Source organism: Pelosinus propionicus DSM 13327 (assembly GCF_900114615.1).
Taxonomy (GTDB): Bacteria; Bacillota; Negativicutes; order DSM-13327; family DSM-13327; genus Pelosinus; species Pelosinus propionicus.
Genome location: NZ_FOTS01000003.1, coordinates 125519 through 145425 on the forward strand (window position 1 = coordinate 125519; position 19907 = coordinate 145425).

20 protein-coding genes are annotated in these 19907 nt (G+C 36.2%); 1 reads left to right on the plus strand and 19 read right to left on the minus strand.

The window, feature by feature from the left end:
• Window positions 1-116 precede the first annotated feature (116 nt).
• The 14 genes from BMZ99_RS02455 to BMZ99_RS02520 all read right to left on the minus strand — a co-directional run bounded on the left by BMZ99_RS02455 (window position 117) and on the right by BMZ99_RS02520 (window position 13599).
• Window positions 117-1400, minus strand: a complete 1284-nt coding sequence (locus BMZ99_RS02455) for an amidohydrolase (RefSeq protein ID WP_090932600.1) — start codon at window positions 1398-1400, stop codon at window positions 117-119.
• A gap of 141 nt (window positions 1401-1541) precedes the next feature.
• Window positions 1542-2783 carry an adenosylhomocysteinase gene (locus BMZ99_RS02460; protein ID WP_090932603.1) on the minus strand — a complete coding sequence of 414 codons (1242 nt, stop codon included), beginning with the start codon at window positions 2781-2783 and terminating at the stop codon, window positions 1542-1544.
• A 1-nt stretch (window position 2784) separates the two neighbouring features.
• Window positions 2785-3834 carry an S-methyl-5-thioribose-1-phosphate isomerase gene (gene mtnA, locus BMZ99_RS02465; RefSeq protein WP_090932604.1) on the minus strand — a complete coding sequence of 350 codons (1050 nt, stop codon included), beginning with the start codon at window positions 3832-3834 and terminating at the stop codon, window positions 2785-2787.
• Between the two features lie 15 nt (window positions 3835-3849).
• Window positions 3850-4659, minus strand: coding sequence for an S-methyl-5'-thioadenosine phosphorylase (gene mtnP / locus BMZ99_RS02470; protein WP_090932605.1), 810 nt, complete (start codon window positions 4657-4659; stop codon window positions 3850-3852).
• Between the two features lie 67 nt (window positions 4660-4726).
• A complete protein-coding gene (ppaX, locus tag BMZ99_RS02475; RefSeq protein ID WP_090932606.1) occupies window positions 4727-5365 on the minus strand; it encodes a pyrophosphatase PpaX in 639 nt (212 codons plus the stop codon).
• A 95-nt stretch (window positions 5366-5460) separates the two neighbouring features.
• Window positions 5461-5874 carry a TIGR04086 family membrane protein gene (locus BMZ99_RS02480; RefSeq protein ID WP_090932607.1) on the minus strand — a complete coding sequence of 138 codons (414 nt, stop codon included), beginning with the start codon at window positions 5872-5874 and terminating at the stop codon, window positions 5461-5463.
• A gap of 140 nt (window positions 5875-6014) precedes the next feature.
• A complete protein-coding gene (gene surE / locus BMZ99_RS02485) occupies window positions 6015-6770 on the minus strand; it encodes a 5'/3'-nucleotidase SurE (protein ID WP_090932608.1) in 756 nt (251 codons plus the stop codon).
• A 13-nt stretch (window positions 6771-6783) separates the two neighbouring features.
• Window positions 6784-7521, minus strand: a complete 738-nt coding sequence (locus BMZ99_RS02490) for a 7-carboxy-7-deazaguanine synthase QueE (RefSeq protein WP_090932609.1) — start codon at window positions 7519-7521, stop codon at window positions 6784-6786.
• Complete coding sequence (gene queD, locus BMZ99_RS02495; RefSeq protein WP_090932611.1) at window positions 7521-7898, minus strand: 6-carboxytetrahydropterin synthase QueD; 378 nt, start codon at window positions 7896-7898, stop codon at window positions 7521-7523. Before queD ends, BMZ99_RS02490 begins: the two co-directional genes overlap by 1 nt.
• Window positions 7899-7978: 80 nt before the next feature.
• Window positions 7979-9262, minus strand: coding sequence for a glycosyltransferase family 2 protein (locus BMZ99_RS02500; RefSeq protein WP_090932613.1), 1284 nt, complete (start codon window positions 9260-9262; stop codon window positions 7979-7981).
• A 207-nt stretch (window positions 9263-9469) separates the two neighbouring features.
• On the minus strand, window positions 9470-10147 hold the full coding sequence (gene pssA / locus BMZ99_RS02505) for a CDP-diacylglycerol--serine O-phosphatidyltransferase (RefSeq protein ID WP_090932615.1): 678 nt from the start codon (window positions 10145-10147) through the stop codon (window positions 9470-9472).
• Window positions 10144-10782, minus strand: a complete 639-nt coding sequence (locus BMZ99_RS02510) for a phosphatidylserine decarboxylase family protein (protein ID WP_090932617.1) — start codon at window positions 10780-10782, stop codon at window positions 10144-10146. The genes pssA and BMZ99_RS02510 overlap by 4 nt, the downstream gene beginning before the upstream one ends.
• A 48-nt stretch (window positions 10783-10830) precedes the next feature.
• Window positions 10831-11556, minus strand: coding sequence for a WecB/TagA/CpsF family glycosyltransferase (locus BMZ99_RS02515; protein WP_090932619.1), 726 nt, complete (start codon window positions 11554-11556; stop codon window positions 10831-10833).
• A gap of 69 nt (window positions 11557-11625) precedes the next feature.
• Window positions 11626-13599, minus strand: a complete 1974-nt coding sequence (locus tag BMZ99_RS02520; protein ID WP_090932620.1) for a transglycosylase domain-containing protein — start codon at window positions 13597-13599, stop codon at window positions 11626-11628.
• Window positions 13600-13741: 142 nt separating this feature from the next.
• On the opposite strand from BMZ99_RS02520, the gene BMZ99_RS02525 reads away from it, so the two are divergent.
• Window positions 13742-14635 carry a polysaccharide deacetylase family protein gene (locus BMZ99_RS02525; protein WP_090932623.1) on the plus strand — a complete coding sequence of 298 codons (894 nt, stop codon included), beginning with the start codon at window positions 13742-13744 and terminating at the stop codon, window positions 14633-14635.
• A 30-nt stretch (window positions 14636-14665) separates the two neighbouring features.
• Here the strand turns inward: BMZ99_RS02525 and guaB are convergent, their stop codons facing one another.
• The 5 genes from guaB to recG all read right to left on the minus strand — a co-directional run bounded on the left by guaB (window position 14666) and on the right by recG (window position 19897).
• Complete coding sequence (gene guaB, locus BMZ99_RS02530) at window positions 14666-16120, minus strand: IMP dehydrogenase (RefSeq protein WP_090932625.1); 1455 nt, start codon at window positions 16118-16120, stop codon at window positions 14666-14668.
• Between the two features lie 205 nt (window positions 16121-16325).
• Window positions 16326-16511 carry a 2-hydroxymuconate tautomerase gene (locus tag BMZ99_RS02535; protein WP_007934389.1) on the minus strand — a complete coding sequence of 62 codons (186 nt, stop codon included), beginning with the start codon at window positions 16509-16511 and terminating at the stop codon, window positions 16326-16328.
• Between the two features lie 100 nt (window positions 16512-16611).
• On the minus strand, window positions 16612-17271 hold the full coding sequence (locus BMZ99_RS02540; RefSeq protein WP_245754774.1) for a TVP38/TMEM64 family protein: 660 nt from the start codon (window positions 17269-17271) through the stop codon (window positions 16612-16614).
• 181 nt (window positions 17272-17452) lie between these two features.
• Window positions 17453-17671, minus strand: a complete 219-nt coding sequence (locus tag BMZ99_RS02545; protein WP_090932629.1) for a hypothetical protein — start codon at window positions 17669-17671, stop codon at window positions 17453-17455.
• A 177-nt stretch (window positions 17672-17848) separates the two neighbouring features.
• On the minus strand, window positions 17849-19897 hold the full coding sequence (recG, locus tag BMZ99_RS02550; RefSeq protein ID WP_090932632.1) for an ATP-dependent DNA helicase RecG: 2049 nt from the start codon (window positions 19895-19897) through the stop codon (window positions 17849-17851).
• Window positions 19898-19907: the final 10 nt, after the last annotated feature.

The following is a 19907-nucleotide window of genomic DNA, read 5'->3' on the forward strand; positions in this document are numbered from 1 at the left end:
TAATTTACCAATAAAGGACCTTTTTACAAGGCGAAAGAATGAAGCTATACTGGGCTTTGTTAATTGACCTTAATACAGGTTACGAAAATAACCCCTACACGGTTAGAGAATTAGGGTTAAGGTTTTACTAGGCGCCTGCCACGTCTATCAGCCTCATACATGAGCCGCTCTTCATCAAGAGTCGTTAAACATTTGTTTTCTAATAGAATTTTACCATCCACCATTACTGTATGAACATCCCCAGATCCAGCTGAATACGCTAGTAGTGATACTCTATCATGACGTGGATACCAGTGAGGTGCATGCATATTAAATAATGTAATGTCAGCTTTAAATCCAGGTGCAATTCTGCCCACTACATTGCCAAGTCCCAAAGCCTGAGCACCATTAGCTGTAGCCATACTTACTGCAGTATTGGCAGGTATTAATAATGGATCCAAAGCATGAACCTTATGTAACATGGCTGCTAATCGTAGTTCTTCCAGCATATCTAAATTATTATTACTAGCAGCACCGTCAGTACCTAATCCTACGCATAATCCTGCATTCAACATAGCAGGTACAGGAGCAACACCACTTGCCAATTTCATATTACTTCCAGGATTATGAGCAACTCTAACATTTGCTTCTTTCATAAGGAGTATATCTGCCTCCGATACATGCACACAATGTGCAGCTAGTACACCACATTCAAGTATGCCCAGATCCTTCATTAATTCAATTGGAGATTTTCCATAATTTTTTTTACATTCATTTACTTCTCCAATTGTTTCAGATAGGTGAATGTGAATTTCTGCTCCTAAGCGTTGTGCCAAGTTTGCTACTCGCTTTAAATATTCCGGTGGACAAGTATAAGGCGCATGAGGTCCAAGCATTACAGTAATACGACCATCAGCAGCATTATGATATTGTCTGAAAAAATCTTCACTTTCTACCAATGCTTGTTCACCATTTGGTGCTACTCCTGCCATCCCTCTAGCTAGCACAGCTCTTATACCACTTTCAGCTACAGCTTCGGCCACCTGTGGCATATGAAAATACATATCTGAAAAAGTAGTAGTACCTGATTTTATCATTTCTGCAATTGCTAATGATGTACCCCAATACACATCATCAGCAACTAAATTTCCCTCAGCTGGCCAAATCTTATTCTGCAACCAATCCATCAATTCCATATCATCAGCATAACTACGAAAAAGCGTCATAGCTGCGTGTGTATGTGTATTAACGAAACCAGGGATCGCCAATTTATTTGTGCAATCAATCACCTTATCAGCGTACCAATCAGCAGATATTTCACCAACCTGATGAATCAAGGTACTTTCTACTGCAATATCAGCTGACTTAATAATACCATCTGCACCTAATACTTCAGCATTTTTCAATAAAATTTTTGCCATTTTCTCTTCCTCCTTTTTGGCGCTGTCAATAATAATTTTATAAAAACAGTGCTATACTTTGATGTATAGCACAAGCCTGCTCCACTTGTAAGACTTCCATTTTTATTTAGCAATATGAGTCAATCGAAAACACTCTTAGTTTTAAGCTTGTCCTAAATAAGCTTTCTGTTCATTTGATAAGGCATCGATTGAAATACCTAAAGCATGTAATTTAAGTCTAGCAACTTCAGAATTAACGTCATCAGGTAAATTATATACTTCATTTTTCATGTCCTTATGATTTTCTAAAATATGCAATACTGCCAATGCCTGCATAGCAAAAGATAAATCCATAATTTCAGTAGGGTGTCCATCACCAGCAGCAAGATTAACCAAACGCCCTTCAGCTAATAAATATATCTTACGATCATCGTTCATAACAAATACTTCAATATTTTTACGCACTGTCCGCCGAGAAACTGCTACTTCTGCAAGTTCATCTTTATTAATTTCAAGATCAAAATGACCTGCATTAGCCAAAACGGCTCCAGATTTCATAACAGCAATATGCTCGCCACGAATAACATGTTTACAACCTGTCAAAGTCACAAAAATATCACCATACTTTGCGGCTTCCCCCATGGTCATTACCCTAAAGCCATCGTATACGGCTTCAATTGCTTTTATAGGATCAATTTCTGTAACAATTACATTTGCACCTAATCCTTTGGCACGCATTGCTACACCTTTGCCGCACCAGCCGTATCCAGCAACTACAACGGTTTTACCTGTGACAGTAAGATTAGTCGTACGCATAATACCATCCCAAGTTGATTGACCTGTACCATAGCGATTATCAAATAAATACTTACAATATGCGTCATTTACAGCTATCATAGGAAACTTCAAACGTCCCTCGGCTGCTAAGGATTTTAAACGTATAACACCGGTTGTGGTCTCTTCAGATCCACCCAAAATATTTGACAGCAACTCACTTCTCTCACCATGAAGCAATGATACTAAATCACCTCCATCATCAACAATGATATCCGGTTTAGTATCTAAAGCTTTATGTAAAAACTTCTCATACTCTTCGGTGGTGGTATTATACCAGGCAAAAACCTTAATGCCTTCTTCCACTAAAGCGGCCGCTACATCATCTTGAGTCGATAATGGATTACTTCCAGTTACGGCAACATTTGCTCCTGCATTTTTTAAAACTAAGGCTAAATAAGCGGTCTTAGCTTCTAAATGCATAGTTATAACTACATTCTTACCATTTAAAGGTTTATTTTTTGACAAATCCTCATTTAATACATTCAACACAGGCATAAATTCTTTAACCCAACTAATTTTATCATGACCTTGTGGTGCTAATTTTATATCTCGAATAATTGATTCCATTTTACAGCACTCCTTTAATTTTTTGTTGTAATGCAATAATTTTTTCATGCTGGGGTTGTTCAAGTACACCATATTCCGTTATAATTGCTGAAATTAAGGAATTGGGTGTAACATCAAATGCAGGATTAAAAACATCTACGCCTTCTGGCGCTGTCAGAACTCCAGCAAACTGGGCTACCTCATCAGCATGTCTTTCTTCAATGGGAATATCCAGTCCACTGTCCATAGTAAAATCAAAAGTAGAAACAGGAGCAGCCACGTAAAAAGGTATATTATGTTCTTTGGCCAATACTGCCAGGCTATAAGTGCCAATTTTATTCGCCACATCACCATTCAAAGTAATTCTATCGGCTCCAACGATAACAGCCTGTATCATATTTTTGTTCATGACCCAGCCTGCCATATTATCTGTAATTAGAGTAACTGGAATATTTTCCTGCATCAATTCCCATGCTGTCAAACGAGCCCCCTGAAGTAATGGCCTAGTTTCATCAGCAAATACCCGTGTAATCTTCCCTTCAGCGAAGGCTTGGCGAATTACTCCTAGAGCAGTCCCAAAACCAACAGTCGCTAAAGCTCCAGCATTGCAATGGGTCAAAATTGATACGGGATCCTTGAATAACTGCGCACCATACTGAGAAATCTTATGATTAATAGCACAATCTTCACTGGAAATGTAAATGGCCTCTTTTTCTAAATCCTTTATCAAATCAATCGTATCTTTGTCAGGATTCGCTTTATGAATAATAGACATCATTCTCTCAATTGCCCAAAATAGATTCACAGCAGTAGGTCTCGTTTGTCGCAATTCTTCAGCCACTCTTTCGATACTGGTCCTAAATTCAGGATCATTGCAAAGCTCCCTTGCTCCAAGAACCAGACCAAATGCAGCCGCAGCTCCAATAGCAGGAGCTCCGCGGACTTCTAACCTTTTTATTGCTTGCGCTACTCTTTGAAAGTTATGGCATTCAATAAATTCAATACGATTAGGCAACAGGGTTTGATCTAATAACCACAACGTACTATTTTTCCACTCTATTGTCTGCAACAAATTTATCACCACTCTTTATAATTTAAAACCACCATATTCTTTTAAAGCTTGTTGGCAGCTACAATCAACTTTAAAATCAATACATTGTATAGTATTCATAAGCACTTTTTTTAGTTTTTCTGTATTCGCATTCATAACGTGAATCACTTCGCCATAGGTTAAAGGCTGGGATGAAATACCTGCTGCATAGTTTGTTACCATAGCAATAGTTGCATAGCACATCTCAGCTTCACGAGCCAATACCACTTCCGGCACATTAGTCATCCCCACCAAATGGCCACCAAACTTAGCGAACATACGAATTTCAGCTGGTGTTTCAAATCGTGGTCCTTCAGTACAAACGTACGTTCCATAATTATGAACCACAATGCCATTCTCTTGAGCAACTACTAGTAATTTTTTTCTTAAATCAGAGCAATAAGGTATTGTTAAATCCACGTGAATTACTTTTCTTTTTCCACCTTCATAAAAAGTACTTTTCCTATTTTTGGTAAAGTCAATGAATTGATCGATTAAAACAAAATCCCCTAACTTCATATCTAAATTCAAAGAGCCTACAGCAGCTGTTGCTAAAATCATTTTAACACCAATTTTTTTCATAGCCCAAATATTGGCTTGATAATTGATTAAATGTGGCGCAATGGAATGCTTGCTGCCATGTCGGGGAATAAAAACGATACTCTTTCCTGCAAAATCACCAACTTTATAAGACACTGTGCCATAAGGCGTTAGGACTTCATCTTGCTGTACATTTTCTAAGATATTAGGATCATATACTCCAGTCCCACCAATAATTCCTATATGTATCATATTCTCACCAACCATTTCAATGTAGCTTACTTCCATCTCTATTGTACTATATAGTGGGCTTTATAATAAACTACTAAATTTATTAAATGCCGCAAATAGCTAATAACTCATGCATATTCTCTAGAGTGAAATCTGGTACTTCATGTAAAATCGTCTTCCATGATACGCGAGTCCAACGAACAGCAACGGTCTTTACACCAGCTCGTCTAGCACTGATTAAATCAAACGGACTGTCACCTACCATCAGACATTCTTCAGGTTTCATCTCTAATTGAAATAGAGCCTTCTGAATTGGTTCCGGGTGAGGCTTATGATTTTGACACTGATCTGATCCAATAATTATAGGGAAATAATGATCTAAATTAAATAATTTTAATCCACGTAGTGCTGTTTTCTTTGTCTTTGAAGTAACAATAACCGTCATAATACCAGCTTCATGCAATGATTGAATTGTTTCGGTTACACCACTAAAGATTTTAGTCATTTGATCATGATGAACTAAGTTGAACTCTCTAAAACTCTGAATTGATTCCTCAACTTTATCCGGTGCAAAATGTTCTATTGCACTCCTTAGTGTTTTTCCAAAAAATGCATGAATCTCCAAAGGAGTAAGTTCCCTGTTGCAATGTTTTTGAAAAGTATGTCTAAATGCACTGATAATTAGATCTGATGTATCAAGAACTGTACCATCTAGATCAAATAAAACTGCTTTATATATCAATTCAGTAGCCCCCAAGCACAATTTATATTTGTATACACGAAAAGAAAAAGAGGCTTAAAGCCTCAAAAAATACATTTTAGATTTCACAAAAGTTATTACAAATTCACACCCACTAAACCACCTAGTATTCCTACTGCAATTCCAGCCATAAATTTATTGGCTAATACAAAAAGCGAAATAGACTCTTGGCTAATTTCCATTCCAATACCTACAGAGAGTAAAACATAGATGATCCCAATTATAACACCTATGATTAAGCCTTTAGAATCAGCTTGTTTCGTAGCATATACACTGCCAATAAAAATACTAACCATAGTTACTCCAACCATAACGTATTGCATGTAATAATCAATGTATGTATTTTCGGTAACTAAACTAATAATAGATAAAAACAAAGTTAAAACTAACGAAACAATTATACTGACAAAAAAACCTTTCCCTATCAAAATCGCTGTTCCCGGTCCCTTGGGTGTGGTATTAAAACGTGTCTTACCAATACGTTTAGACACAGAAATTCCCCTCCCTCAAGTAGGTATTACTAGATTGTTTATTGTAAAATATGCATTATACAAGTAATTAATACCAATATTTATATATTTTTTTAAACTATTTCAATTTTGCAGAAAAGCTAATTATTGTATTCGATCTATTACAACTTCCAACTTTTTAGTGTTTCCATAATCCCATAATTAGTCAGATCAAAATGAATAGGAGTAACTGAGATTTTGGACTTATTGATCGCGACAATATCACTATCCGCATCGTTTACATTCTCTACAACTTCTCCCCCCATCCAATAATATGTTCGCCCTCTGGGATCAAGGCGAGGCTCAAAAACATTTGCATACTGCCTTACTCCCAGCTTGGTAATCGCTACTCCATCAATCTGCTCTGTAGAAAGAGCAGGTACATTTACATTTAGTAAAGTATTAGAAGGCAATGAGCGTTGAAAAATATCTTGCAGTAACTTTGCTGTAAATTCAGCTGCAGGTCTAAAATCGGAGGATTTCCAAGAATCAAGTGAAACTGCCACTGATGGTATCCCATGCAAAGATCCTTCGATTGCAGCGCTTACTGTTCCCGAATATAATACATCAGTGCCCAGATTAGGTCCATGATTAATTCCAGACACCACAAAATCAGGCGTTGTACTGACTAAAGTTTCAATGGCTATCTTCACACAGTCTGCAGGAGTACCACCAATACGCCAACCACAAAGCCTGGAATCACTAGCACAATATTTATCTACTCGTATAGGACTATGTACCGTAATTGCTTGGCTAGCAGCACTTCGCTCTGCATCAGGTGCAACTACCACAACTTCGCCTATTTTTAAAAGTTCTTGCCAAAGAACCTGAATTCCAGTCGCATCAATTCCATCATCATTAGTTAATAAAATACGCAAACTGATTCCTCCCTTATAATTGCCCCATAAATTTATGAGTTTGCGGAATGACCCGTACATCTGAAAGAAGCATAAGCGCTCGTTCTTGCCACAACAACATCATATCCGGAGTAGCGCCCTCACAATCATAAATGGGAGTCACTGGCTGTATGATTAAGGGAATCTTTTGATCAATTGCCGCAATTAACTCTACCGCTTTTTGAAATTCGATTCTATTCGTTTTACCTGTAACTACTATCTTTACAAAAGTATTGCACGCATTAGCTAAGGAAAGGAAGTGCCTATGTTGTTTCCACACATCTTGATGAATAATACTAGGTAACTTAATATCCATACTAATAATATGAGTATGAGGCAATACCAATTTTAATTTTTCTGGCAATGTACCATTCGTCTCTAAATAGATACGCCCTTTGATATGCGGCAGAAGTTGAGCGATTCCTTCAGCTTGGCACAGAGGCTCACCACCTGTGAAACTAACTGAATGATGTGGTACTATCAATAAATTATTTATATAATCTGCTAGATCTAAGATTGAAATTGGATTAGTTACCTTTTTAAAATCACGCTTTCCAGCAGTCATTTCAATTTGACCTTCTATTACATTTGTTCTAGATGAAGGTGTATCACAAAAATCACACTCTAAATTGCAGCCAGCCAAACGTACAAATATTTGACGATAACCAACAAATGTTCCCTCCCCTTGAATAGAAGAAAAAACTTCGACAATATTCAACTCGTGAGATATCATTAGGCCTCCTGACTATATGCAGCTGCAGAATTAGGTGATTCCCATAATTTAATAGAACGCAATTTAACATTCTCATCAAAGATCGGAGTTTTAATTAATTCGTCATATATATATTTTGCAAGGTTTTCTGCCGTAGGATTTATTCTGCAAAAAGGTTCGATTTCATTAAGATAATAATGATCTAAATTTACCATAATACCATTTATCGCCGCTTTCAAGTCAACAAAATCAACTAGCATCCCTAATTCATTTAATTGGCAACCATATATATTTACTTCTACTTTCCAATTGTGCCCGTGTAGTCGATTACACTTTCCTGGATAATTCCGAATACAATGAGCAGCTTCAAAATTCACTGCAATTGTCAACTCAAACATACCTAACCCCCTATACATCCTTATAATATAAATTCTTATCTATCTTATTTTGTGAAAAAAGATGAGTATATACTCATCTTTTATTTAACAGCTTGCTTACTTAAAAAATCTTCCTTGCTAAATTCATTTTTTTGAGTTAACAATACATCTTTATAACTAATACTGCGAGTATGCTGAGTATGGCTCCACTCCCGATCATTACGGTGGAAGAAGCCTAAAATAGTAATCGGTATCCAACTATATACAAACAATGGATAGAATATTAAATACCACCATGATTTCCCTTTCGCACCAATCATCCATAAGATCATTACAGGGAATAAGTATTGTCCAACACCTATTGCTGTCATAACTTCTACAGGTAATATTTTATTTATAATATTAGTATAAAAGGGAACAATGGTATAAATATAACTCATTAACACAAAACTTGTTGATAAGATTAAAAAATATGGTTGAAATAGATGCAATACACCATCTAAAATTCTAATATCACGTTGTTTGATTCCCTCATATAGCATGCTGGGGATATACCTGCCTGCTATATCAAAATGCCCTTGTGCCCATCGCTTTCGTTGACGCCATGACTGTTCAAAGGTTAAAGGTTTTTCATCATATACAATAGCATCATGAGCCCAAGTGGTTGGGATACCTTTCAATAATACCTTCATCGTAAATTCCATATCTTCAGTAAGACAAGTGGCTCCCCAACCAAATTTTCGTAGCACATCTGTAGAAATACACATGCCAGTGCCGCCAAGGACACTTGACAAGCCTATATTATATTTAGCTAAATGCCAAATGTGATTTACAACCCAGAAAGAAATAGCAAATGTGCCAGCGATCCATGTATCATGAGGATTTTTAGAATCCAAATAACCCTGAATCACTTTCTCACCTTTACATAAACGATTATTCATTTCTAAAAGAAAATTTTGATCCACCAAATTATCTGCATCAAATATTACTACACTATCATAATTACGCTCTAGTTTAAATAATTTTGCAAACATCCATTCCATGGCATAACCTTTACCACGCTGTTCCAAACAAAAACGTTCAAAAACGATCGCACCTGCATCACGAGCAATTTCAGCTGTATTATCCTTACAATTGTCTGCCACTACAAAAATATCATATAACTCGCGAGGATACTTTAAGACATGGAGGTTTTCTACCAATTGACCTATTACTTGTTCTTCGTTATGTGCCGCTACAATAATAGCAAAACTATTTTGGGGCGTCATAATTTTCTTCTCTTTGCGGCGCCAAATACCAAAAAAAGCAATAATAAAATAATATAAAGTAAAGAATACAATAATGAGCTGTAATGGAATCATAATATAGTCAAAAATATAATTCATGGATTTATCTCCTTTAAAAGCCTGTTTTTGAAGTATATCTAAATAGACTTCAACTTAAAACACAAATAACATTCTAATTCTAACTTTACTAAATTGTCAAGATATCGTTATTTAAAACACATTAATTGATGCATAATATCTTTTGAAATTACAAAAAAATAAGCATCCAATAATCAGGATACAATTATTTTTTCTTAGTACCTACTACTACGTAGCAGTGTTATAATCAAATAACCCAAATACAGTATTTAATATCCCAAATAAAGCATATGCAAAAAATGGTGTAAATAAAACAGCATCTTTCGTAATAAATAGTATATAACCAGCTACAAGTATTGTTATGATTACAGGAATAATCCTTATTTTTTCACCTTTGCCTTTAAAATCAGGATATTTAATAGTACTAACCATTAAATATCCGAAAATAGTAACTAAGATTGGAAATATCCAACCAACCGGCTTAATTCCGAGCATAACAAAAGTAGCGACAACACAGCCAGCAGCAGGAATGGGCAATCCCATAAAATAACCTTTTACAGTAGCGGTATTAACATTAAAACGAGCCAAGCGCAATGCTCCGCAAGTTGCAAAGAATGCAGCTACAACAGATCCTATAATGCCAAAATCTTTTAATAAGAAAGCATAAGCTAAAATAGCAGGAGCTGCACCAAATGATACCAAGTCACATAATGAATCCAATTCCTTACCAAATTCACTACTTACATTTAAATATCTAGCAACTCTACCATCTAATCCATCACTAATCATCGCAGCAACTATAAATAACGCCGCTTGATAAAATTCACTATGAAAGGTAGAAATAATAGCAAACATGCCTAATACTAAGTTTAATGCTGTTAACGCATTGGGAATAACGCTTCTCATTGCAACAACCTCCCTATAACGGTTTCGCCACCCTTAACTTTGTCCCCTTTTTTGACAACAATCTCCACTGTTTTAGGCACAATAATTTCAGTACAGGATGCAAATTTAATCATACCATATCGCTCACCTTTTTGCAGGATACTTCCAAGAGTTACCCAAGAAACGATACGTCGCGCTAAAATACCAGCTATTTGCGTTACCAATACTTTCATTTTATCATTTTCTATCCCTATAGAATGACGTTCATTTTCACAGCCTACAGTCTTCTTATATGCAGGACGAAATCGACCACAAGTATATTGTTGAAACTTTATCTCACCAGCAATAGGACTACGATTAAGATGTACGTCAAAAACTGATAAGAATATTGTCACTTTAAGACCGACTTGATTGAGAAATTGATCATCATAAACTTCACAAACGCTCATAACCTTTCCATCAGCAGGTGACAAAATCAACCTGTCATCATTAGGAATACGTCTCTTAGGATTACGAAAAAAGAAAGTAATAAATCCCATTAAAACAGCTGGAATAATACTCCAATATGGATTAACAGTCACATAAACAATAATTGTAATGATAGCAAGTATAACTATAAATATGTAACCTTCTTTTACTATCGGCGCTTTAACCATTTATCCACCTCATCTACAAACAATTTTTAAAATATAAATTGTTTCTTTTTATTTTCTTGTAGTCATTACTTTTACCACAAAATGTGGTAAAGCTAACATACGGATAGCTCGTTTTGGTTCTGACAATAAGCGAAATAACCATTCTAAATTACTACGTTGCATCCATAATGGTGCTCGCTTTACAACGCCGGCCATTACATCAAATGTTCCACCTACACCGATAGATACGGGAATATTTAACTCTTCTTTATATTCTTCCAGCCATTTTTCTTGCCTTGGTACCCCTAAGGCTACTAATAAAATATCTGGTTTGCTAGCTTTTATATTATTTACAATTTGGAATTCATCTTGTTTTGTAAAGAAGCCATTGCGTGTACCGACAATGTGCACACCAGGATAACGCTCTTCAGCTATTTTTTTAGCCTTCTCCGCAATACCTGGCGCTCCGCCAAACAAATAAATTTTATATTTTTCACTCATTGCTTCTATTAATAAATTCTGTACTAAATCATATCCTGCTACACGCTCGGGCATGGTGTCACCTTGATAACGTGCGGCCCATACGACTCCAGCACCATCAGGTATAACTAAATCTGCGTTATTAATAATGCGTGCTAATTGTTCATCTTTATTAGCCATCATTATTATTTCCGGATTCGGGGTAACTACTAAATGAGATTTCTTCTGTAGAATAAATTGTTTTACAGTCTCAACCGCTTCTTTCATAGTCACAACATCAATCATCACATTTAAAACAGCTACTCTATTGCGCACTATACATAAAGTCTCCTTACTATTTAAAAATCTGATCTTTTAAATTATCTAATATATTGTATCACACTATTAGAACCTGGGCAATCGTGGTAATGGAAGTTTCCACCACGGAGACTTTTCCTCTTTTCTACCAGGCTGCTCTGCTTTTTCGTTTGCTTGCTCTTTGGAACGCATTCGGCTGTCAACAGTAGTCGGTTCCGTACCTTTAATAAAAGCGCTGTACTCTATTTCTGGACATCCTTGAGTAGCTAATTTACCAGAATCAGCACAAACAGGTACATTGGTTATTATATTTGGAGGAATCAAAAAGTCACTGGGACTAATGCCAGTTAGCACCTTTGACATCATTTTCCCCCATAAGCCTGCTACTTCGGTACCAGAGATTCCTACAGGCGTACGATTATCATTTCCTACATAAATACCAACTAATAACTCCGGCGTGTAGCCCATAAACCATGCTGTTTCATATCCGTCCGTTGTACCCGTTTTTCCGGCTGCCATCCGTCCAATATTAGCAGGCGTACCTGTACCACTTTCGATTACTCCCTGCATCATATTTGTTATAATGTATGCAACTTCGCGACTTAATACAGATTGCTGTTTTAAGTGTGCTTCTTCTAATATTTGATTATTTTCATCCACCACTTTTAAAATGGCAATAGGTTGAGATACGATTCCCCCATTTGCAAAGGCGGTATAAGCCGTAGCCATATCAAACAAATTTACGCCTTGTGTTAGCCCTCCCAGCGCAGTAGCTAAATTATCGTCTTGATGGACCAATGTCGTAATACCCATATTTTTTGCCAAACTAAGAACATTATCGATACCAACTTGTTGGCCAAGTTTTACTGCAGCTACATTGACTGATAAGCGAATTGCTTTTTTTAAGGTGACGGGTCCACGGAATTTTTTATCATAATTTTGTGGTGTATATCCAGCAATATTAATTGGCTGATCAAGAATAATAGAATTAGCTGTTAATCCTTGACCAAGAGCAGTCGCATATACAAAAGGCTTAAATGCAGAACCTGGTTGACGCACTTCAACCACTGTTCTATTTAATTGACTTTCTTCATAATTACGTCCGCCAACCATAGCTTTAATATAGCCAGTTCGGGGATCAAGTGCGAGTACAGCACCTTGATACTGACCTAACACAGCTTCAGCCTCTTGCTGAACTTTACTATCCATCGTTGTATAAACTTTTAACCCACCTTTATATACTCGATTTGCACCATAACGTCCTACTAATTCATTCGCTATATAATCAATAAAATAGGATGCTTGTATTACACGCTTCTTTTTGCCAGCTAATGTTATGGGTTCTTTTTCTGCTAATTCAAATTGCTTTTGCGTAATATAACCCTCTTTCAACATACCTGCCAACACCGTACTTCTACGCTCCAAAGCGGCTTTCATATCAATATACGGCGAGAAAATATTGGGACCACGAGGCAATCCTGCTAATAATGCACTTTCTGCTAATGTTAGTTCATTAGCATGTTTACCAAAATACACCTGTGAAGAAGCTTCTACTCCATATGCACCTTCGCCAAAGTATACTTGATTTAAATACGCTTGTAAGATTTCTTGCTTTGAAAATTTACGTTCTATAATGATTGCCCAGAAAAATTCTTTTACTTTTCGTGCAAAGGTACGTTCCTGGGTCAAAAACATATTCTTGGCCAACTGCTGTGTTAAGGTACTTCCCCCTTCTGCTAAACTACCTGAACGCAGATTAACCCACATAGCACGAATGATACCAATAGGATCTACACCAAAGTGATTGTAAAATCGACTATCTTCATTTGCAATGATAGCTTGCTGTATATAGGGCGACATATTATTGATGGATACTACAACACGATTTTCTTCAAACAATTTAGAAATAAGCTGTCCGTTAACATCAAATACTTGTGTTGCTGCAATTAATTGCAAGTTATCCAAGTTATCAACTTGCGGCATAAAAAAAGCATAACTACTGTTAACAACTAAACTTACTATCATGATGACAATGATACTAATAATACATAATTGCCGCATTCCATCACACTCCTTATTAGCTTTAGTATTCCAAAGCATATTAAACTTTACCCGCAGGAATACATACTTTAATGTCGAATATGCAGCTAATAGTAAGAAATTCATTTAAATAATTTGCAAAATAACATCTCAGGAGAGAACTATGCTAAAAAATTATGGTTTATTAAGCATCATTTGTCTTATTTTACTAATTGCTCTTATTTTTCTTATATCTTCTCCTCTTTCCTTTGCAGTGCCAAATCTCAAAGAAACACCCTCAATCTCCACCACAACAAAGCCTTCGGAAAAGGGACCCGATGTATATTACTTTACTGAAAAGAGCAACAGTGTTCCTACTAATGATAAATCCGAATATGATATACTTACAGTTCAGGAACGAAAAGAACGCCAATTGACAACAAATTTAACCCCTGTTGAACCTTATTACGGAAATAAGACAATCTATTTAACTTTTGACGATGGTCCTGATCCACAAAATACTCCTCTAATTCTTGCAATTCTACAAGAAAGTAACATTAAAGCTACATTTTTTTTAGTAGGAACTGAAGTAAGCAAATATCCTGAACTTGTAAAGCAAATTTATGCAGCAGGACACGCTATAGGCAATCATACTTATAATCATATTTATCGTGAACTCTATCAGTCACCTGCCGCTTACATAGAGCAGCTACAACATAACGATGAATTACTTAAAAATATTCTTAATGTACGTCCTCGAATTTCCCGTGCCCCAGGCGGAACAGCAGGACACTTTACTGCAGAATATTGGAAGAGATTAAAGAACGAAGGCTATATTGAAGTAGGATGGAATATTAGCTCTGGTGATGCCTCAAATGCTAAAGCCGATGCACTCCTTCAAAATATTATAAGCCAAACAAATAAAAATACTTTTTTATGGAGCCATGCCATCCTTCTAATGCATGATGGCAGAGGGCATAGCGAAACAGTAAAGGCCTTGCCTTCAATTATTAATTTTTATAAAGAGCAAGGTTTCGAATTTCGTGTTATTAATACAGCAACACCGCCTGCTTGGTAAGCACAGCGGTGTTGTTTATCTTTTGACTATTTACAGACTATAATTAGGCGATTCCTTAGTAATACTAATATCATGAGGATGGCTCTCTTTCAATCCAGCAGCCGTAATACGAATAAAGCGTGTGTTATTAATTAATTCCTCAATATTGTGAACTCCACAATATCCCATTCCAGCTCTTAATCCTCCCAATAATTGGAATGCAGTATCAGCCAATGTCCCCTTATACGGTACACGTCCTACAATTCCTTCTGGTACTAGTTTGTCCATATTTTCTTGAAAGTATCGATCTTTACTACCTTGAGCCATAGCGTCTAATGACCCCATTCCACGGTATACCTTATAGCTACGCCCTTGATAAATAACTGTTTCACCAGGGCTTTCTTCTGTACCAGCAAACAAATTACCTAGCATAACAACACTAGCACCAGCGGCAATCGCTTTTACAATATCCCCAGAGTATTTAACACCACCATCGGCAATAATCGGAATATTATGCTCCCGGGCGACCTTTGCACAATTATATACAGCCGTAATTTGCGGTACACCAATACCAGCAACAACACGAGTAGTACAAATCGATCCAGGACCAATCCCTACTTTTACAGCATCAACACCAGCTTCAATTAGATCTCGAGTAGCTTCTGCAGTAGCTACATTACCTGCAATCAAATCGACTTCAGGGTACATCTGTTTGATCTTCTTAACAGCTTCAATTACACCTTGAGAATGTCCATGGGCAGTATCTACTACGATCACATCTACTTTTGCTGCAACAATTGCTTCAACGCGTTGCAGCATATCTGCTCCTACGCCGATAGCAGCACCTACTAATAGCCTGCCTCTTTTATCTTTCGCAGAATTAGGATATTTTTGGGCTTTTTCAATATCCTTAATCGTAATCAAACCTTTCAAATTACCATCTGCATCTACTAATGGCAATTTTTCAATCCTATGTTTATGTAATAAAGCTTTTGCACCTTCTAAAGAAGTTCCCACTGAGGCTGTAATAAGATGCTCTGTAGTCATGCAGTCATGCAATCTTCTTGTCAGATCGGTTTCAAAGCGTAAATCTCTGTTGGTCAAAATACCAACCAGCTTATTATTTTGAGTAACAGGAACACCTGATATATGATATTTTTCCATTAAATTTTGGGCATCCTGCAATGTATTTTCAGGTGACAAAAAAATAGGATCTACAATAATCCCATGCTCTGAGCGTTTTACTTTATCAATTTCACCTGCTTGTTGTTCAATAGCCATATTCTTATGAATAACACCAATTCCACCTTCACGGGCGATAGCAATCGCCATCCGTGCTTCTGTTACAGTATCCATCCCAGCACTAATGATAGGGAGATTCAGCTTAATATTTTTAGTTAAATAGGTACTAACATCAACATCTTTTGGTAAAACATCTGATTTTGCAGGTACTAACAAAACATCATCAAAAGTTAAACCTTCTTGCATAAACTTATTTTCAAACATAAATTTCTCCTTTCATATCTATAGAACAAGTTATTTCAACTATAATAACATACTTAAAGTTACCTAATCCACTCTTTTTTATGTAATTGTGCAATAAATTATGGAAATCTTATAATTTTTCTAGCAAAGATTCATAAAAAAATCTACAAAAAAGATCTTCATTACATCATTAATGAAGATCTCTAGAATTTGTAGAACTTTATTCTTATTTATCGAGCATTAGTGTTCCAGCTTTAGCGATATGCTGTTTAGCAGCTTCTCTAATTACAATGGTCACCGCTTCAGCTGGACAATTAGCTGTTTGTGTTATTGCCTCCGTAACCCTTTTCACCATTTCACGCTTTTGCTCTGTAGTGCGGCCTTCAATCAGATCAATCTGTACAATTGGCATAAAATCATCCCCTTAATTATTATGTGTATTTTATTCGCCATATATAGCAATATCCCTGCCAATTATTTTACTTAAAATGAATACTCGACTCATCCTATCCTTATTTCCGTTTATACCACCATAATCCTACATACACAACAATAACAAGCAGGATTACCAAGAGTAAGCGTATCACATTTTCTCCAGCAAAGACTATGTCATGACCAATGAGGACTTTAATAATAACTGGTGGTAGTTTACCAATAATCGTAGCTAAAAAAAAGTCCTTAAAACTCATTCTACTAATAGCTGCCACAGCAGTAATAATGCCTGAAGGTGCCAATGGCAATAATCGTGCTATTAACAAAGCTTTAAATCCGTTGGTGGCACTATAATCATCCACTTGCTTTAAATATCTGCTATTCGCTATCCATTCTGCTACTAATTGACGAAAGAAATAGCGAGCAAAAATGAACATACATACCGCGCCAATAACTTCTCCGCCCCATGAAATGACAGTTCCCCAAAATAGGCCATACATAATACCAGATGCGCCTGACAAAATCATAAAAGGAAATACAATAGTGAACGTCATAATGATAAATAAAAGTATCGTTATGAGTATCGACCAGTGACCAAAGCTTCGCAGATAGTCTGCCAAAGCAATAATATCTCCATGTTTAAGTATACTGTATGAATGTTGAAAAAAATCCGGTTGCCATAGATAACTTGCTCCAAATAAAACAATAATGAACAACCATCCAAAAAGCCTGATCATCATACCCCTCCAACTACAGAACAATAACCTCTCCAATACTTTACTATACTAAATATCCCATAAAAAGGCAACCTGAAAGATCAGTAAATGTTAAAAATGACAAAACCATCCTAAAACTCCCTTGTCCAAAGGAATTTTAGAACGGCTATGTTCTGTAATAAATATAATTAAAAATTAAATGAAACTAACTTTCTAACAAAATGTTAGTCTTTTTACTTTCATGCTGATAAATAACACATTCACCACCAAACCAATTCACACAATCACTACAGCGCCTTACAAAATCATTAGGTGATACATTTAGCAATGAATATCCATATCCCATAGCATTAATAATATGTTCAAATTCTAAACATTTACCGGCAATTTCTCGTAACCGTTGTTCACTACAGGCAGATTTCATATTACCACTCCTATTATTAATCTTTAATAATAGTGTGCACTCAAAATACAAGAAGATACTTTACAAATATTTTATGATTTTTATGCATAAAATAAATCTAAACGTGGCATAATGATAATGTAAATTTTCTCCTCTCCCATAATTGACGGTCATTATGACCGTCTCTTTTTATTGCACTTAACTGGAAAATATCATACTAAATTCCTTGCCGAATCGTGCTTGTAATGCAGGACGCAGTATGTTAAAAGATTCAGGTCTAGACACTGTTTTTTCTGCTGCCTGACGTGCCTCAAAAAAAACATCTATATCATTCATTATATCTGCAATTTTTAAATCCGGCAGACCATGTTGCCTTATACCAAAAAATTGTCCTGGACCACGAATTTTCAAATCTTCTTCTGCTAGCACAAAACCATCGTTTGTCTTCGCCATAATAGAAAGTCGCTCTTGGGTTTCTGTCTTTTTATTATCCGAAAGTAAAATACAATAGGACTGATGCCGGCCTCTTCCAATGCGTCCTCGAAGTTGATGTAGTTGGGCTAATCCAAAGCGTTCGGCATTCTCAATAATCATAATTGTAGCATTGGGAACATTTACACCAACCTCAATTACTGTCGTAGCAACTAACACTTTTATTTCACCACGATAAAATCTATCCATTACTAAATCCTTCTCCCTAGACTTCATCTTTCCATGAACTAAGCCACAAGAGATATTCTCTAGCTCCGATTCCAGTAATTGGTCATACAACTCCACAGCAGATTGAGCATTTATTTTCTCCGATTCTTCTACTAAAGGACAAACCACATATGCTTGGCGTCCACTGCTGATTTCTTTTGCTATAAAATCATATACTAACTGACGCCTATCGGATCCTCGAACATATGTTTTTATTTTTTTACGGCCAGGAGGTAGTTGCTTTATAGTAGAGACATCAAGATCACCATACACTGTCAGAGCCATTGTACGTGGTATTGGAGTAGCTGTCATAACTAATACATCAGGCATATTGCCTTTTTCCTGTAGCTTGGCTCGCTGTCGAACACCAAAGCGATGTTGTTCATCTGTAATTACTAAGCCCAAATATTGAAATTCAACAGAATCTTGAATTAATGCATGGGTACCTATCACTATATCCACTAGACCAGACTTAATTTCTACTATAACTTCCTCATGAATACGCTTTGATAGTTTGCCAGTGAGTAGCTTAACTCGAATACCTAATGGTAAAAATAACTCTGACAACGTAGTATAATGCTGTTCAGCCAATATTTCCGTAGGAACCATCATAGCTCCTTGATAACCATTCTCAACCGTTTTAGCCAAGGCCAATGCTGCAATCACAGTTTTACCTGATCCCACATCTCCTTGAAGCAACCGTTGCATAGGTTTTACATCTTCCATGTCAAATGTTATTTCTAGTAAAACTTTTTGCTGGTCCTCTGTAAGATTAAATGGTAACCGTTCTTTGGCATGTTTGAGGAGGCGTCCCTCTGGTCCATGTTTTATACCAACAGTATTACTTCTGTTTTGCTTTTTTATATATAATAAACCGCATTGCAGTAAATATAGCTCCTCAAAAACTAATCTTCTTCTCGCCTTTTTTAGCACATCCATATTCATTGGAAAATGGATGTTTTCAAACGCAGTCTTACGATCTAATAATGAAAATTGATTTATTATGATAGAAGGCAGTATCTCTGCTGTCGTATTATATTCTGTTAAAATTTGACGTATTAGGCTTCGTAAAAATCTTTGAGTAATACTTTCATTGGCAGCATATACAGGTGTAATATAACCAACTTCCAGCGTATCCATATCTGTGATCATCTCAATCTCTGGATTTTGAATTTCCACTTGATATATTTTTTTCACCTTACCTGTAACAAGAATCTCAGCTCCAAGTCTGTATATCTTTTTTCGGTGAGGCTGATTAAACCACACTAATTGAACAGTTCCTGTAGAATCGCCTACTGTAATTTTAGTTATCTGAAGACCTCGGCGAGGTTTACTCTCTGCATAATTCATCATTTTAGCTTTAAAGTTCTCTACTTGTCCATCGGTTAAGTTATTTATCATTTTAAGCTGACTACGGTCTTCATAACGTCGAGGATAATGTTCTAACAAATCTCCAATTGTAAAAACTCCTAATTTTGTCAATAAACTTGCTTTTTTAGGACCTACACCTTTAATGTACTGTATATTATCTTTTCTGAAATCTTCCAAACGTATCACC

Coding starts and splice junctions, on each gene's coding strand:
- pssA (WP_090932615.1), bottom strand. CDS start 10,147: ATGAGAAGCGTTATTCCCAATGCGTTAACAGCATTAAACTTAGTATTA.
- BMZ99_RS02490 (WP_090932609.1), bottom strand. CDS start 7,521: ATGATATCTCACGAGTTGAATATTGTCGAAGTTTTTTCTTCTATTCAA.
- BMZ99_RS02540 (WP_245754774.1), bottom strand. CDS start 17,271: ATGATGATCAGGCTTTTTGGATGGTTGTTCATTATTGTTTTATTTGGA.
- BMZ99_RS02535 (WP_007934389.1), bottom strand. CDS start 16,511: ATGCCAATTGTACAGATTGATCTGATTGAAGGCCGCACTACAGAGCAA.
- queD (WP_090932611.1), bottom strand. CDS start 7,898: ATGTTTGAGTTGACAATTGCAGTGAATTTTGAAGCTGCTCATTGTATT.
- BMZ99_RS02455 (WP_090932600.1), bottom strand. CDS start 1,400: ATGGCAAAAATTTTATTGAAAAATGCTGAAGTATTAGGTGCAGATGGT.
- mtnP (WP_090932605.1), bottom strand. CDS start 4,659: ATGGTTGGTGAGAATATGATACATATAGGAATTATTGGTGGGACTGGA.
- BMZ99_RS02460 (WP_090932603.1), bottom strand. CDS start 2,783: ATGGAATCAATTATTCGAGATATAAAATTAGCACCACAAGGTCATGAT.
- BMZ99_RS02510 (WP_090932617.1), bottom strand. CDS start 10,782: ATGGTTAAAGCGCCGATAGTAAAAGAAGGTTACATATTTATAGTTATA.
- BMZ99_RS02520 (WP_090932620.1), bottom strand. CDS start 13,599: ATGCGGCAATTATGTATTATTAGTATCATTGTCATCATGATAGTAAGT.
- BMZ99_RS02525 (WP_090932623.1), top strand. CDS start 13,742: ATGCTAAAAAATTATGGTTTATTAAGCATCATTTGTCTTATTTTACTA.
- BMZ99_RS02500 (WP_090932613.1), bottom strand. CDS start 9,262: ATGAATTATATTTTTGACTATATTATGATTCCATTACAGCTCATTATT.
- BMZ99_RS02545 (WP_090932629.1), bottom strand. CDS start 17,671: ATGAAATCTGCCTGTAGTGAACAACGGTTACGAGAAATTGCCGGTAAA.
- guaB (WP_090932625.1), bottom strand. CDS start 16,120: ATGTTTGAAAATAAGTTTATGCAAGAAGGTTTAACTTTTGATGATGTT.